This window comes from Streptomyces sp. NPDC054849, assembly GCF_053610945.1.
The window spans coordinates 26,758-41,307 of the sequence record NZ_JBSGZI010000075.1 but is presented as its reverse complement, the minus strand read 5'-3'; the positions used below and the strand labels follow the sequence as shown (position 1 = coordinate 41,307).

The following is a 14,550-nucleotide window of genomic DNA, read 5'->3' as shown; positions in this document are numbered from 1 at the left end:
CCCGGACCCCCGCGCCTCGAACGCCGACCGGGCTGGATGTGCCGGAGGCCGCATCGCGCCGGTCCCGATGGGCCGTCAGGTGCTCAGGGACCGGGAGGGGTGTGATCCGAAGGGGAACTGTGCACGCCCGCCCGGTATTTGGGAATGCGGAGGGTGACCTTCATGCCGGAGCCCACACCCGTCTCGATCACCGGACCGTACTCGTCCCCGTACACCTGCCGGATCCGCTCGTCGACGTTCGGCAGTCCGATGCCGGACGAGGCACCCCCGCGCTCCCCGGCCAGGATCCGCCGCAGCAGAGCCGGATCCATCCCGACCCCGTTGTCCTCCACCGTGATCACGGCCTCCGCCCCCGCGTCCCGCGCCGTGATGATGATCCGGCACTCCTCGGTGGAGTCCTCCAGCCCGTGCTTGACGGCGTTCTCCACCAGCGGCTGCAGGCACAGGAAGGGCAGCGCCACCGGCAGCACCTCCGGCGCCACCTGCAGGGTGACCTTCAGCCGGTTGCCGAACCGGGCACCGGCCAGCGCCAGATACTGCTGGACGGAGCGCAACTCCTCGGCGAGGGTGGTGAAATCGCCGTGCCGGCGGAAGGAGTACCGGGTGAAGTCCGCGAACTCCAGCAGCAGCTCCCGGGCCCGCTCCGGATCGGTCCGGACGAACGAGGCGATCGCGGCCAGGGAGTTGAAGATGAAGTGCGGGGAGATCTGCGCCCGCAGGGCCTTGATCTCCGCCTCCATCAGCCGCGTCCGCGAGCGGTCCAGCTCGGAGAGCTCCAGCTGCACGGACACCCACCGCGCGACCTCCGTCGCGGCCCGCACGAGCACCGCCGACTCCCGAGACCCGTACGCCACCAGCGCACCCAGCACCCCGTCCTCGCCGGTGAGCGGGGCCACCACCGCCCACTTCAGGGGGCAGTCGGGCCGCTCGCACCCGGTCCGCACGCTCTGACTGCGCTCCGACTCCAGCATCACCGCCACGCGGGCCATGGCCCGCCGCTGGTGGTGGTCGGCGCCCGGGCCGTCCCAGGCCAGCACCGACTCCCGGTCAGTGAGGCACAGCGCCTCCGTGCCCAGCAGCGACCGCAGCCGCCGGGCGGCCTTGCGGGCGGCGTCCTCGGTCAGCCCGGCGCGCAGCGGGGGAGCGGCCAGCGAGGCCGTGTGCAAGGTGTGGAAGGTGGCCCGCTCCACCGGCGTCCCGAGGTCCAGTCCGGCCGCCCGTTCCCCGCGCCGGACGTGCCACCGGCCGACCGCCCAGCCCGCGCCCAGCATCAGGGCGGCGCCCGCCACCGCCAGTACGGCCAGCACCGCGGGCCCCACCCCGGTCACCGCGGGCCTCCCGCCCGGTTCCCGGCCACGATCTCCGGCAGGTGCAGCCGGGTCAGGGTCGCCGCCGTCCCGGCCGGGATCCGCGACCGGGTGGCCAGCGACACCGCCACCATCGTCAGGAACCCGAGCGGCACCGACCAGGCCGCCGGCCACGCCAGCAGCGTGTGCGTCCAGCCCGCCGGGGCCAGGCCCGCCCGGGTCGCCAGCACCGCGCTCAGCGCCGCCCCGCCGCCGGTGACCAGCCCGGCCACCGCACCCGGCGGGGTGAGCCCGCGCCACCAGATGCCCAGCACCAGGAGCGGGCAGAACGAGGAGGCCGACACGGCGAAGGCCAGGCCCACCGCATCCGCCACCGGCACCTCTGTGGCGGCCACGCTCCCGCCCAGCGGCACCAGGATCGCCACGAGCACCGCGAAGCGGAAGCTGCGCACCCCGCGCGCCGGCAGCACGTCCTGGTGCAGCACCCCGGCCACCGCCATGGTCAGCCCCGAGGCCGTCGACAGGAACGCCGCGAAGGCGCCGCCGGCCAGCAGCGCCCCCAGCAGCTCGCCGAGCAGCCCGCCGAGCATCCGCTCGGGCAGCACCAGCACCGCCGCGTCCGCGTCCCCGGTGAGGGCGAGCTCGGGGACGTAGATCCGGCCCAGCGCCCCGTACACGGGCGGCAGCAGGTAGAAGACCCCGACGAGCGCGAGCACCACCAGCGTGGTGCGCCGGGCGGCCCGCCCGTTGGGGCTGGTGTAGAAGCGCACCGCGACGTGCGGCAGGCCCATCGTGCCGAGGAAGGTGGCCAGGATCAGCCCGTACGTGGCGTACAGCCGGTACTCCCGGCGGTCCCCGGACATCGGCTCCGACCAGCTGGAAGCCCCGAGACCCGCCTCCGCCCGGGTGCCCGGGACGGGCGTGCCCGGGGCGAACTCCAACCGCGCGTGGGCCCGTACGGAATGCTCCCCCGCGGCCAGGGTCAGTGGGACCGCCACCAGGCTCCGCCCGTCCACCTGTCCGGTCACCGTCACCGTCAGCGGCTCCTTCACGGACAGCCGTACGTCCTGCGCCAGCGTCACGGAGGTGTGCTGCCGGAAGACGGCCGCGGCGTCGAAGCCGGCCCTCGGCGCGCCGTCCCCGGCCCAGGCCGCGATCAGGAAGAAGGACGGGACCAGCAGGGCGGTCAGTTTGAGCCAGTACTGGAAGGCCTGCACGAAGGTGATGCTGCGCATCCCGCCGGCCGCGACCGCCGCGCTGACCACGACGGCGACGACCAGCCCGCCGACCCAGTGCGGGGCCCCGGTCAGAATCTCCAGGGTCAGCCCGGCGCCCTGCAGCTGCGGCAGCAGGTACAGCCAGCCGACCCCCACCACGAACAGCACCGCGATCCGGCGCACCGCCTGGGACTCCAGCCGGGCCTCGGCGAAGTCGGGCAGCGTGTACGCGCCGGAGCGGCGCAGCGGGGCCGCGACCAGCACGAGCAGCACCACGTACCCGGCGGTGTAGCCCACCGGGTACCAGAGCATCTCGGGCCCTTGGAGCAGCACCAGCCCCGCCACCCCGAGGAAGGACGCGGCGGACAGGTACTCCCCGCTGATCGCCGCCGCGTTCAGGCGCGGTCCCACCGTGCGTGAGGCGACGTAGAAGTCGGAGGTGGTACGGGATATCCGCAGGCCCAGCGCGCCGACCAGGATCGTGACCAGGACGACGACGGCGACCGCGGTCAGCGCGTACGTCTGGTTCACCGGTCGGTCCTTCGGCGGAGGGCAGTGCCGACCGGAGTCTATGCATGAGGTCTGACCTGGCAACAGGCGCGATCCGGCCCTGCGCCGCCGCCGTCAGCGGACCGGATCACGGTGCTCCGCGCAGTCGCGCAGGGCGATCTCCAGTTCCACGTACGACTCCTCCGCGTGCCGGAAGGCCAGGGTCAGGGCCGCCTCCGCACGCGGAGGCACCTGCTCGCGGACGCCGTCGCGTGCCTCGTACAGGATGTCGGCCCAGCGGGCGGCGGCGCTGCGCAGGCGGGCCAGCAGCGCCTCGGCCTCTGCGGGTCCGGCCGGCCGGGTGCGGGGCAGCCCGCTCAGCGCGTCGACCAGCGCCTGGATCTCGGACATCGCGCTCCTCCCGCGCCGGAAGATCCACGATACGCAGGGCAGAGGCGCCGGTGGCCCGATCACTAACGCGGTGCGGCCGACGGCCCCGGCGGATCGCCGTACGCCCCTCCCGGCGCGACGAACGGCGCCCCCGCGCGCCGGGCGGTCGCCCCTCGACGCTCGCCCGCAGACGGCCACCGGCCGACGGTCACCCGCCGGGCGACGGTCACACGCGGCTTCCACCGGCCCTCACGGGGACCCGCGAACCGGGGAGTGCCCGGGTGTCAGCCGGTGGCCTGACGCATCAGGAGGTCCCGCAGCTCCCGCGCGTGCCTGCGGCTGACCTGGAGCTCCGCCGACCCGACCCGGACACTCGTGGTCCCCGCGTCCAGCCGCAGTTCGTCGATCCTGGCCAGCGCCACCAGATGACGGCGGTGGATCCGGACGAACCCGCGCGCCGCCCAGCGCTCCTCCAGTGTGGACACCGGGATGCGGACCAGGTGGCTGCCCTCGTCGGTGTGCAGGCGGGCGTAGTCGCCCTGCGCCTCGACATAGGCGATGTCGGCGATCGCCACGAAGCGGGTGACGCCGCCCAGTTCGACGGCGATCTGCTCCGGGGCGCGGTCGGCGACGGTCACCTCGGCCGCCGGGCGGCGCGTCGCCACCACGGCCGGCCGGCCCGCCGCCTCCTCGGCCCGGCCCAGCTGCGCGCAGGCCCGGCGGACGGCCTCGGCCAGCCGCTCCGGCCGCACCGGCTTGAGCACGTAGTCCACGGCCTTGAGGTCGAAGGCCTGTACGGCGAACCCCTCGTGCGCGGTGACGAACACGATCAGCGGCGGCCGCGCGAACCCCGCCAGCAGCCGGGCGATGTCCAGACCCGTCAGCCCGGCCATGTGGATGTCGAGGAAGACCACGTCGATGGCGTCGGCCCCGTCGGGGCCGGACTCCAGTGCCCGGGTGACCCGGCGCAGGGCCTCGGTGGCGTCGGAGGCGCCCTCGGCGCTGCGCACCCGGGGGTCCGAGCGCAGCAGGTAGAGGAGTTCCTCCAGGAGCGGCTTCTCGTCGTCGACGGCCAGTACGCGCAGCATGCGGCCGAGTCTAGAGAGAGGTGTGCCGGGGCGGAACGGGGCGCGGCCCCCGCCCCAGGGGGATGAGGGCGGAGACCGCGCGAACCGTGGTGGGGGGTCGGGGGACTACTGGACGGTGATGAGCTTGCCGTTGGGGGCGACGGCGTACCACGTGCCGCCCACGCCCTGGCCGTTGGTGTCGCCGGGCTTCTTGTCGCCGGCGAAGGTGTAGACGGGCCAGCAGTCGACGGACTGCTGCTTCTTGCCGTCCGGGCGGTCCAGGACCAGGTAGTTCTTCTCGATGATGCCCTTGGCGTTGCCCTTGTCCACCGGGGGGACGACCGGCCACTTGGTCAGGCAGTCGCCCACGCACTTGGACACCATCGGCCACTGCGTGTCCGGCTTGAACCGGTAGACGGTCATGCCCTTGCCGTCGACGATGTGCTCGCCCAGCTTGGCGTTCTTCGCCACGGACAGCGCCGCGTCCGCCTCGACGGCGCCGCCCGCGCCGGCCTCGGGCGCAGCGCTCCCGCCCGCTCCGGCCTCCGGTGCGGCGCTCGCTCCGCCCTCGGGTGCGGCGCCTGCTCCCGGCGCCGCCTTCGCGGCCTTCTTGCCGTCCGCCGCGAGAGCGAACCACACCCCGCCGACGCCCTGGCCGTTGACGTCGCCCGCCTTGGTGTCCTTGGCGTACCGGTACGCGGGCCAGCCGCCCACCGTCAGCTGCTTGCTGCCGTCGCTGCGCACGACCTCGCCCAGGAGCGCCGCGTCCATGCCGGCCGCGGCGGTGGCATCGCCCGCGGCGACCACCGGCCAGGTCTTCTCGCAGTCCCCGTCGCAGTTCGACTTCGGCGGCTTGGCCGTGTCCTTGTCGAAGCGGTAGAGGGTGAGCCCCTCGCTGTCGGTGAGGACCTCGCCGAGCTGGCCGTTCGCGGCGAGCGCCAGCTGTCCGGCGGGCTTGGCGCCGGAGCCCGCGTCGGCAGCCGGGGCGCCGTAGGGGTCGTCCTGGGAAGCGGCGGCCCCGACCGGCTTGGTCGTGTCGCCGGCCTTGTAGTCCGTCGTACCGCAGGCCGTGGCCGTGAGGACGACGGCGATCGCGGCCGCGGCGAGGGTGGTTCCGCGCTTGATGCCCATTTGATCTCTCCCACGTGTGGTGTGCGTCGTGTCCGCCGCCGTGGCGGCGTCAACTGTGCTCAGGACACGCTGCGATGGGCGGGATTCGTTCACCGCGGCCGGTGTGGGGTGTTTCACTCATGCCGTGTCGAACCCGGTGCGCCGCAGAGCCGTGGCCACAGCGAGGCCGAGAACCTGGTGCCCGCTGTCGTTGGGGTGCAGCCCGTCCGCCAGGTGCTCGGGACCGAGCAGGTCACGGCCCGGGAGTACGGCGAGTCGGTCGTCCCCGGCGGCGATCCGGTCCCGCGCGGCACGCTCCATCGCGTCGCGCAGGGCGCCCAGGGTGGCCCCGAGCTTGTTCGGGGTGCGCTCGGCGTCGGGCCGCAGTACGGGGGAGACCAGCAGGAGCGGGGTCCGGGGGTGCCCTTGCCGGACCAGTTCGAGGAAGGCGCGCGTGGTCTCGTACAACAGGGGAGCCGAGAAGGGCACCCGGGACCAGCAGTTGGTGCCGAAGGCGAGCGTGAGGACGTCGGCGGGCAGGCCCGCGAGCTGCTCGGCAACGGCGAGTTCGCCGCGCGCGGCGCCCGCGTAGCCGAGATTGACGGTGTCCCATCCGAGCGACCGGCCGGTGACGGCGGGCCAGCCGTGCGCGGGGCGGGTGGACCACCAGCCTTCGGTGATGGAGTCGCCGTGCACCACCCAGCGCGGGGCGGGCGGCGCCGGCGTGAGCGGGCCGCCGATTCCGCGCAGACCGAGGATCCGGGGGGACTGCGTCTCGGGCGGGTGGATGGTGAACGGGCCGGTGCCGCCGCTCAGGTCGATCCTGACGACGGCCTCCGCGGCCGGTTCGGTGAACACCTCGGAGACCACCCCGTGCCGGTCCCACAGCGCGAAGCCGTGCGCGAGGTCGCGCAGCGCGTCGGTGGGACCGGGCACCGTCGCCCTGTAGCGGATCTCCACGGTTCGCGCGGTGTGCGTGGTGAACTCCAGCCGGACCCCGATGGGCAGGGTGGAGCGCTCGCCGGTGTCCCAGGGCAGCCGCATGGTGTCCGCCGGATCGGCTCGCACCGGACGGCCCTTGTCCAGCCAGGCGATCCCGCGCAGGAAAGGTTGCGGGTCCTGCCACGGCCCCCGCTCCTCAGGATCCGGCGGTCCCGCCGGTCCCGCCGATCCCGGTTGTCTCACTCTTCGCCTCCGATCGTCGAAACACGGGGTTCACGCCGACCCCGCCGTCCACCACGAGCATCTGCCCCGTTCTGTACGAGGACAGCGGCGAGGCCGGGAAGTACAGGGCGCCCGCGACGACCGCGGTCTCGGCTACCCCCGGTCGCGCGTTCTCCGCGGTGCGCCCCCGCCCGCCGGTGCCCAGCAGGCCGTCGGCCCGCGGGGTCCGTCCGGACCACCCCCGGTGCCACCGCGTTCACCCGTACCCCGCGCGGGCCCCGTTCCACCGCCGCGAAGCGCACCAATGCCATCCCGGCCGTGCCGACGGGGCCCGGGCCGGGGCCTCGGCCCGTCGATCCCGTGGAGCACGTCCGCATCCATGACGGCACGCTGGGGCAGATCTGACGAAGTGTCAAGAACGACGGTTTTCGGCGGCTGCGCAGCGATCGATCATCCGCACGCAACAAAGGACCATCCGTGACAGATCCGCGCAACGATCGTGCGGCAATGTGCAAGGATGGTGCATTACGGGCGGTATCAATCAGCTCGTAGGCTCACTCGCTGTACGTGGAGTGGCGCGGATCGCCTGCTCGGCGGTCCTCTGCTCAGGCCCTTCCCTCGTCGGGCCCTGTCCTGCTCGGACCGTCGCGGTCGACGCCTCATCCCCGACCTCCCCGATCCGCAGTGACAAGGAGTCCCACTCGTGCTCGACCACGGCCAGGCGCCACCGCTCGCCTCCGAGTCCCGCAGGCCCGCCCACCCGCTGCTCCGTCGCAAGCCGGTCGAGCAGCTGGTAGCCGAAGGCGGCCAGGGTGAGGGCGGCGCACTGAAGCGCTCGCTCACCATGTGGCAGCTGACCATGATCAGCATCGGCGCGACCCTGGGCACCGGCATCTTCGTCGTCCTCGGCGAGGCCACCCCGATCGCGGGCCCGGCCGTCTTCATCGCGTTCATCGTCGCCGGCCTGACCGCGCTGTTCTCCGCGCTGTCCTACGCCGAGCTGGCGGGCTCCATCCCCGTCGCGGGCTCCTCGTACTCGTACGCCTACGCCACCATGGGCGAGCTCATAGCCTGGATCTGCGGCTGGTGCCTGGTCCTGGAGTACGGAGTCTCGGTCGCGGCCGTCGCCGTCGGCTGGGGCCAGTACCTCAACGAGCTGCTCGACGGCACGCTCGGCTTCACCATCCCCGAGGGCTTCTCCGCCCCGCTGGGCGAGGGCGGCTACATCAACCTGCCCGCCCTGGTCGTCGTCCTGCTCTGCATGGTCTTCCTGCTGCGCGGGGCCAAGGAGAGCGCCCGGATCAACTCGATCATGGTCGGCGTCAAGATCGTCACGCTGGTGCTCTTCATCGTCATCGGCTTCATGGGCATCAAGGCCGGCAACTACACCCCGCTGGCCCCGCTCGGCGTCACCGCCATCAGCACCGCGGCCTCCCTGCTCTTCTTCTCGTACATCGGCTTCGACGCGGCCTCCACCGCCGGTGAGGAAGCCAAGAACCCGAAGAAGGACCTGCCCCGCGCGATCATGCTCTCGCTGCTGATCGTCACCGCCCTGTACTGCCTGGTCGCCCTGGTCGCCGTCGGCGCCATGCCGTGGCAGGACTTCGAGGGCAGCGAGGCCGCGCTCGCCCAGATCATGGAGAACGTCACCGGGCACGCCTTCTGGAGCGTCATCCTGGCCGCCGGCGCGGTCGTCGCCATCGCCAGCGTCGTCTTCGCCGTGCTCTACGGCCAGACCCGCATCCTGTTCGCGATGGCCCGCGACGGCCTGATGCCCAAGGCCTTCGCCAAGGTCGACGCGAAGACCGGCACGCCGAAGGTCAACACGATCATCGTCTGCCTCTTCTGCGGTCTGCTCGCCGCGTTCATCCCGCTGGGCGAACTGGCCAACGCCACCAGCATCGGCACGCTCTTCGCCTTCGGCCTGGTCAACGTGGCCGTCGTCATCCTGCGCTACACCCGCCCCGACATGAACCGCACCTTCAAGGTCGCCCTCTTCCCGGTCACCCCGATCGTGGGCTTCCTCCTGTGCGGGTACCTGATGACGGAGCTCCCCGGAATCACCTGGCTGGTCTTCGGTGGCTGGATGGCCGTCGGGCTCGTGATCTACTTCTTCTACGGCATGCGCCGCTCCAGCCTGGCCACTGTGGCCGCCGTGGCCGCCTCGGCCGCGGAGGTCGCTGAATAGAAGTGATTCACCCCCCGTGCGACTGAACGATCTCGACGAACGCATCGTGCACGCCCTCGCCGAGGACGCCCGCCGCTCCTATGCGGACATCGGCTCCGAGGTCGGGCTCTCCGCCCCCGCCGTGAAGAGGCGCGTGGACCGGCTGCGCGCCGAAGGCGCCATCACCGGCTTCACCGTCCGCGTGGACCCCGCGGCCATGGGCTGGGAGACCGAGGGCTTCATCGAGATCTACTGCCGCCACAACACCTCGCCGGACGACATCCGGCGAGGACTGGAGCGCTACCCCGAGGTGGTGTCCGCGTCGACCGTCACCGGCGACGCGGACGCCCTCGTCCAGGTCTTCGCCTCCGACATGCGGCACTTCGAGCGGGTCCTGGAGCGGATCGCGGGCGAGCCCTTCGTGGAACGCACCAAGTCGGTGCTCGTCCTCTCCCCCCTCCTCCGCCGCTTCACCTCGGGCGCCCCGGCCTGACCGCCCCGCCGGGTCCGTCGGAGCAGGCCGGCCGGCGGCCGCAGGGGCCGTGGGCCCGGCCCCCACGGCGGGGACGGCGGGCTCAACCCGCGGTCCGGGCCGCGAGCTGCGCCGGGACGAGGAGCGCGTGGCGTTCCTCCTCCGTCAGACCGCCCCAGACGCCGAACGGCTCGCGGGTGCGCAGCGCATGGTCCAGGCAGGCCCTGCGGACCGGGCAGCCCGCGCACACCCGCTTCGCGGCGGCGTCCCGCTCCTCCCGGTCCTCGCCACGCTCACCGGCGGGATGGAAGAACCGGCCCGAGCCCAGGTCGCGGCAGGCAGCCCGGGACTGCCACTGCCAGAAGTGGTGCGCCGAGCCGGGCAGGCGTGAGACGTCGGTCATGACAGTTCCTTTCCGTGGGTTGTCCCGCGTCTGACCGCTGGACGCCCCGCGAAACCCCGTCGTGGCCGACGGCCTGCGGATCAGGCCCCCGCGGGCGGCGTCCGGAGCCCCAGGAAGAACGGCCGGCGGCGCAGCGTGAAGCCCATCGACTCGTAGAGCCGGACGGCGTCGGTGTTCTCCGCCGCCGCGTGCAGGAACGGGATGTCCCCGCGCTCGCGGACCGACGCCGCGACCGCCCGTATCAGCCGGCCGGCCAGGCCCCGGCCACGGTGGTCCGGGTGGGTGCACACCGCGCTGATCTCCGACCAGCCGGCCGGCCGCATCCGCTCCCCGGCCATCGCGACGAGCCGGCCCCCGTGCCGGATCCCGAGGTACGTGCCCAGCTCGACCGTCCGGTCCAGGAACGGGCCCGGCCTGGTCAGCCCCACCAGCTCCAGCATCTCCGGCACGTCGTCGCGGCCCAGTGGGGCCGCCTCCGGCGCGGCCTCGGCCCGTACCGCCCGGCCGTCCAGCTGCACGCCCGGCACGGTCACCGCCGTGGCCCAGCCCGGCGGCGGGGTCACCAGGCCGGTCACCCAGACCTCCTCGTCGGGCCCTGCCAGTGCGGCGAGGTCCGCCCACGCCCGGGGGTCCTGCGGATCGGCCGGCGCCGCGAAGGGGCTCGCGTCTGCCGTGTAGCGGGCCGCCAGACCCGCGGGCCCGAATTCGGCGAAGCCGCGGTGCGCTCCGGTCAGCGCCGCCCAGACCGGATTGTCGAGTACGTCGCTGCCGGACAGGGTGCCGGTCTCGGGGGACATGGGTGCGGGACTCCTTCCGTGGGGCGGCGCTCGGCCGGGGCCGCCTTGTTGACGGCCTCGGGCACCGCCACGAGACTGCGGGGGACACCACGAGGGGCAGGGCCCGCCGCGGGAAGCCTAACCAGCGCGGGGCGTGCCGCCGGGGGCAGGACGGCGACCGGCGCCCGGCCTCCCCGGCGCCCGGCCTCCCCGGCGCCCCGTAACCCCGTGCGCCCGGCCGCCCTCCGTGCCGGCCTTCGCGCGGGGGCCGGCACGGCCTTCGCGCGGGCGCGTGGCAGGGAGCCGACACGGGGTCCGCAGGGGTCGCCGCCGGGTCTCCGGGGGGCCTTAGGGGACCTCGCGCAACGAATCGCCGTCCGCCTCGTGGAACACGCAATGAATCGATGCGCGGAGCGCAACGGTCACGGCTTGTCCCGGTCGAACGCCCGAACGTACCGTCTTTAAGACCCCACCACTCCTGTCACAGAGGTAGCCCATGCCCCCGCTGCGCACCGCCCTCCTCCAGAGCTCCGGAGTGCTCGGCGACACCGCCGAGAACCTCAAGGCGCTCGACGAGGCGGCGGCGCGCGCCGCACAGAGCGGGGCCGGGCTGCTCGTGACCTCGGAGATGTTCCTGACGGGCTACGCACTGGACCTCCAGGACATCCCCGCTCTCGCCGAACCGGCCGACGGCCCCTCCGCCCGGGCCATCGGCGAGATCTCCCGCCGCCACGGCGTCGCCGTCCTGTACGGCTACCCGGAGCGGGCGGGCGACGCCGTGTTCAACGCGGCGCAGCTCATCGGCCCCGACGGGGAGGCTCTCGCGAACTATCGCAAGACCCACCTCTTCGGCTGCTTCGAACAGGACGCCTTCACCCCCGGCGACACCCCCGTCGTCCAGGCGGACCTCGGCGGCCTCCGCATCGGCATCATGATCTGCTACGACGTGGAGTTCCCCGAGAACGTCCGGGCGCACGCGCTGGCCGGCACCGACCTCCTCCTGGTGCCGACCGCGCAGATGCACCCGTTCCAGTTCGTCGCCGAACAGCTCGTCCCCGTACGGGCCTTCGAGAACCAGATGTACATCGCGTACGTCAACCGCACCGGCCCGGAAGGCGAGTTCGAGTTCGTCGGACTCAGCTGCCTTGCGAGCCCCGACGGGGCCACCCGGACCCGGGCCGGCCGCGGCGAGGAGCTGGTGTTCGGCGAGGCCGACCCCGAGCTGCTGGCGGCTTCGCGCGAGAACAATCCGTACCTGCGCGACCGCCGCCCCGGGCTCTACGCCTCCCTCGTCTAAGACCTCTTCCCCCAGCTCTGCCGCAAGGAGACGTACCCCCATGACGTCCACGGTGCCCACCACCGCCGTCCCGCACAGCGACGGACAGCCGCCGATCACCATGTTCGGCCCGGACTTCCCGTACGCGTACGACGACTTCCTCGCCCACCCCGCAGGCCTCGGCCAGATACCGGCGACGGAACTCGGCACCGAGGTCGCCGTCATCGGCGGCGGGCTGTCCGGCATCATCTCGGCGTACGAGCTGATGAAGATGGGCCTCAAGCCCGTCGTCTACGAGGCCGACCAGATCGGCGGCCGGCTGCGCACCGTCGGCTTCGAGGGCGCGGGCACCGAGGAGCTGACCGCGGAGATGGGCGCCATGCGCTTCCCGCCGTCCTCCACGGCCCTGCAGCACTACATCGACCTCGTCGGCCTGGTCACCGAGCCCTTCCCGAACCCGCTCGCCGAGGCCACCCCCTCGACGGTCGTGGACCTCAAGGGCGAGACGCACTACGCCGAGACCATCGCCGACCTCCCGCAGGTCTACCGCGACGTCGCCGCCGCGTGGAACGCCTGCCTCGACGAGGGCGCCGACTTCTCCGACATGAACACCGCGATGCGCGAGCGGGACGTCCCGCGCATCCGCGAGATCTGGGCCAAGCTCGTCGAGAAGCTCGACGACGAGACCTTCTACGGGTTCCTGTGCAAGTCGGAGGCCTTCCAGTCCTTCCGCAAGCGCGAGATCTTCGGCCAGGTCGGCTTCGGCACGGGCGGCTGGGACACCGACTTCCCGAACTCCATCCTGGAGATCCTGCGCGTCGTCTACACCGAGGCCGACGACCACCACCGCGGGATCGTGGGCGGCTCGCAGCAGCTCCCGCTGCGCCTGTGGGAGCGCGAGCCCGAGAAGATCGTCCACTGGGCGCAGGGCACCTCGCTGTCCTCCCTGCACGACGGCACCCCGCGCCCGGCGGTGACCCGGCTGCACCGCACCGCGGGCAACCGCATCACGGTCACCGACTCCTCCGGCGACATCCGCACGTACCGCGCCGCGATCTTCACGGCACAGTCGTGGATGCTGCTGTCGAAGATCGAGTGCGACGACACGCTCTTCCCGATCGACCACTGGACGGCGATCGAGCGCACCCACTACATGGAGAGCTCGAAGCTCTTCGTCCCCGTCGACCGGCCGTTCTGGCTGGACAAGGACGAGGAGACGGGCCGCGACGTCATGTCGATGACCCTCACGGACCGCATGACCCGCGGCACGTACCTGCTGGACAACGGCCCGGACAAGCCCGCCGTCATCTGCCTTTCGTACACCTGGTGCGACGACAGCCTGAAGTGGCTGCCGCTGTCCGCGAACGAGCGGATGGAGGTCATGCTGAAGTCCCTCGGCGAGATCTACCCGAAGGTCGACATCCGCCGGCACGTCATCGGCAACCCCGTCACCGTGTCCTGGGAGAACGAGCCCTACTTCATGGGCGCGTTCAAGGCCAACCTCCCGGGCCACTACCGCTACCAGCGCCGCCTGTTCACCCACTTCATGCAGGACCGCCTCCCCGAGGACAAGCGCGGCATCTTCCTCGCGGGCGACGACATCTCCTGGACGGCCGGCTGGGCCGAGGGCGCGGTCCAGACCGCCCTCAACGCCGTCTGGGGCGTCATGCACCACCTCGGCGGCTCCACGGACGCCACCAACCCGGGCCCGGGCGACCTCTACGACGAGATCGCCCCGGTCGAACTCCCGGAGGACTGACCCCTCCCGGTCCCATGATCACGGGCCGCCGCCCCGCGCCGTCAGCACGCGGGACGGCGGCCCGTCCTCATCCCCGCCGACGCCACACCGGCCGCCACGGCTCCGTCCGGGCGGCCACGATGCCCGGGGCCGGCTCGGGCACGGTGGGGACCGGACGACCTCCGTCCGTACCGCGGGCCCGGCGGACCACCGCGTCGGTGGGCCCTTCGCGGAGCGATACCCGCGCGGCGCGACGTTTCCAGGTCAGAGGCGGCTGAGCAGGGCCGGGCGGCTGCGGTCCGATGCTGCTCGGACCGGGGTCAGGAGGCAGCGGCCGACCAGGCCGACGCCCGCGTCGAGGGATTGCCGGAAGTCCTCGGCCAGTTCGGGGGAGCGGCGCAGGGTCCACAGCAGGCGGGCCGAAGCCCAGGCGCCCGCGCGGGCGCGCTCCAGGCTCCACGAGCCGACCAGATGGGTCAGCGGGTCGGCGACCTCCAGAAGGTCCGGGCCCGGCATCAGGTCCTCCCGGATGCGCTCCTCCAGCGAGACCAGGGTGTCGCCGATCCGGTCGAAGTCGGCTTCGAGGGCGGACGGCGCGCAGTCCAGGGCGCGGCAGGTGGACACCACCGCCACTGCCAGGTCGTGGCCGATGTGCGCGTTGATCCCGGCCAGCGCGTGCTGGAGCGGGCGTACCCCCGGGTGGCGGCGGTACTGGAACAGCGGCCGCCAGCAAGCGGGAGCCCTGTCCGCCTCCACGGCCGTCAAATACCGCTCCGCGAACCGAACGCTGAGGGTCTGCGCCCGGCGCGGCGCCGGGAACCCCCCGCACTCGATCCGCCGGTGCAGGGTCTCCGTCACGGTCAGGTAGACCCGGTTGAAGACGGCGACACCGTCCTGCGGCGGGAGCCGCTCGTCCAGGGCGCGCATCCGCGCCAGCACCGCTTCCATGGGAGGCAGAGTCGCAGGCGCCGGCG

General features: G+C 73.0%; 14 protein-coding genes. 4 read left to right on the top strand and 10 right to left on the bottom strand.

The window, feature by feature from the left end; all coding sequences use genetic code 11:
- Positions 1–83: 83 nt before the first annotated feature.
- From ACWGIF_RS27045 to ACWGIF_RS27015, 7 genes are all read right to left on the bottom strand, one after another.
- Entirely contained in the window at positions 84–1,328 is a 1,245-nt protein-coding gene (locus ACWGIF_RS27045; protein WP_453501292.1) for a histidine kinase, read from the bottom strand.
- A complete protein-coding gene (locus ACWGIF_RS27040) occupies positions 1,325–3,055 on the bottom strand; it encodes a sodium/solute symporter (RefSeq protein WP_453501290.1) in 1,731 nt (576 codons plus the stop codon). Before ACWGIF_RS27040 ends, ACWGIF_RS27045 begins: the two co-directional genes overlap by 4 nt.
- Before the next feature lie 93 nt (positions 3,056–3,148).
- Positions 3,149–3,424 (bottom strand): hypothetical protein, encoded by a 276-nt coding sequence (locus ACWGIF_RS27035; protein ID WP_453501288.1) that lies wholly within the window; start codon positions 3,422–3,424, stop codon positions 3,149–3,151.
- Positions 3,425–3,687: 263 nt separating this feature from the next.
- Positions 3,688–4,491 (bottom strand): LytR/AlgR family response regulator transcription factor, encoded by an 804-nt coding sequence (locus tag ACWGIF_RS27030; protein ID WP_453501287.1) that lies wholly within the window; start codon positions 4,489–4,491, stop codon positions 3,688–3,690.
- A 105-nt stretch (positions 4,492–4,596) separates the two neighbouring features.
- Positions 4,597–5,601 carry an SCO0930 family lipoprotein gene (locus tag ACWGIF_RS27025; RefSeq protein ID WP_453501286.1) on the bottom strand — a complete coding sequence of 335 codons (1,005 nt, stop codon included), beginning with the start codon at positions 5,599–5,601 and terminating at the stop codon, positions 4,597–4,599.
- A gap of 117 nt (positions 5,602–5,718) precedes the next feature.
- Positions 5,719–6,648 carry a GDSL-type esterase/lipase family protein gene (locus ACWGIF_RS27020; protein ID WP_453501284.1) on the bottom strand — a complete coding sequence of 310 codons (930 nt, stop codon included), beginning with the start codon at positions 6,646–6,648 and terminating at the stop codon, positions 5,719–5,721.
- Between the two features lie 113 nt (positions 6,649–6,761).
- Positions 6,762–7,055 (bottom strand): SDR family oxidoreductase, encoded by a 294-nt coding sequence (locus ACWGIF_RS27015; RefSeq protein ID WP_453501282.1) that lies wholly within the window; start codon positions 7,053–7,055, stop codon positions 6,762–6,764.
- 392 nt (positions 7,056–7,447) lie between these two features.
- Here ACWGIF_RS27015 and ACWGIF_RS27010 point away from each other — a divergent pair, with 392 nt between their 5' ends.
- On the top strand, positions 7,448–8,932 hold the full coding sequence (locus tag ACWGIF_RS27010) for an amino acid permease (RefSeq protein ID WP_453501280.1): 1,485 nt from the start codon (positions 7,448–7,450) through the stop codon (positions 8,930–8,932).
- A gap of 16 nt (positions 8,933–8,948) precedes the next feature.
- Positions 8,949–9,404, top strand: a complete 456-nt coding sequence (locus ACWGIF_RS27005; RefSeq protein ID WP_007262967.1) for an Lrp/AsnC family transcriptional regulator — start codon at positions 8,949–8,951, stop codon at positions 9,402–9,404.
- Between the two features lie 82 nt (positions 9,405–9,486).
- On the opposite strand, the gene ACWGIF_RS27000 is transcribed toward ACWGIF_RS27005, so the two are convergent.
- Both ACWGIF_RS27000 and ACWGIF_RS26995 read right to left on the bottom strand, forming a co-directional pair.
- Positions 9,487–9,786: a WhiB family transcriptional regulator gene (locus ACWGIF_RS27000; RefSeq protein WP_453501279.1), complete on the bottom strand. Its 300-nt coding sequence runs from the start codon at positions 9,784–9,786 to the stop codon at positions 9,487–9,489.
- An 80-nt stretch (positions 9,787–9,866) separates the two neighbouring features.
- Positions 9,867–10,583 (bottom strand): GNAT family N-acetyltransferase, encoded by a 717-nt coding sequence (locus tag ACWGIF_RS26995; RefSeq protein ID WP_453501278.1) that lies wholly within the window; start codon positions 10,581–10,583, stop codon positions 9,867–9,869.
- A gap of 475 nt (positions 10,584–11,058) precedes the next feature.
- Between ACWGIF_RS26995 and ACWGIF_RS26990 the strand changes: the two genes are divergently transcribed.
- Complete coding sequence (locus ACWGIF_RS26990; RefSeq protein WP_453501277.1) at positions 11,059–11,859, top strand: carbon-nitrogen hydrolase family protein; 801 nt, start codon at positions 11,059–11,061, stop codon at positions 11,857–11,859.
- Positions 11,860–11,899: 40 nt separating this feature from the next.
- Complete coding sequence (locus tag ACWGIF_RS26985) at positions 11,900–13,597, top strand: flavin monoamine oxidase family protein (RefSeq protein ID WP_453501275.1); 1,698 nt, start codon at positions 11,900–11,902, stop codon at positions 13,595–13,597.
- Positions 13,598–13,840: 243 nt separating this feature from the next.
- Here ACWGIF_RS26985 and ACWGIF_RS26980 read toward each other — a convergent pair whose 3' ends face one another.
- On the bottom strand, positions 13,841–14,524 hold the full coding sequence (locus tag ACWGIF_RS26980; protein WP_453501273.1) for a DUF5995 family protein: 684 nt from the start codon (positions 14,522–14,524) through the stop codon (positions 13,841–13,843).
- Positions 14,525–14,550: the final 26 nt, after the last annotated feature.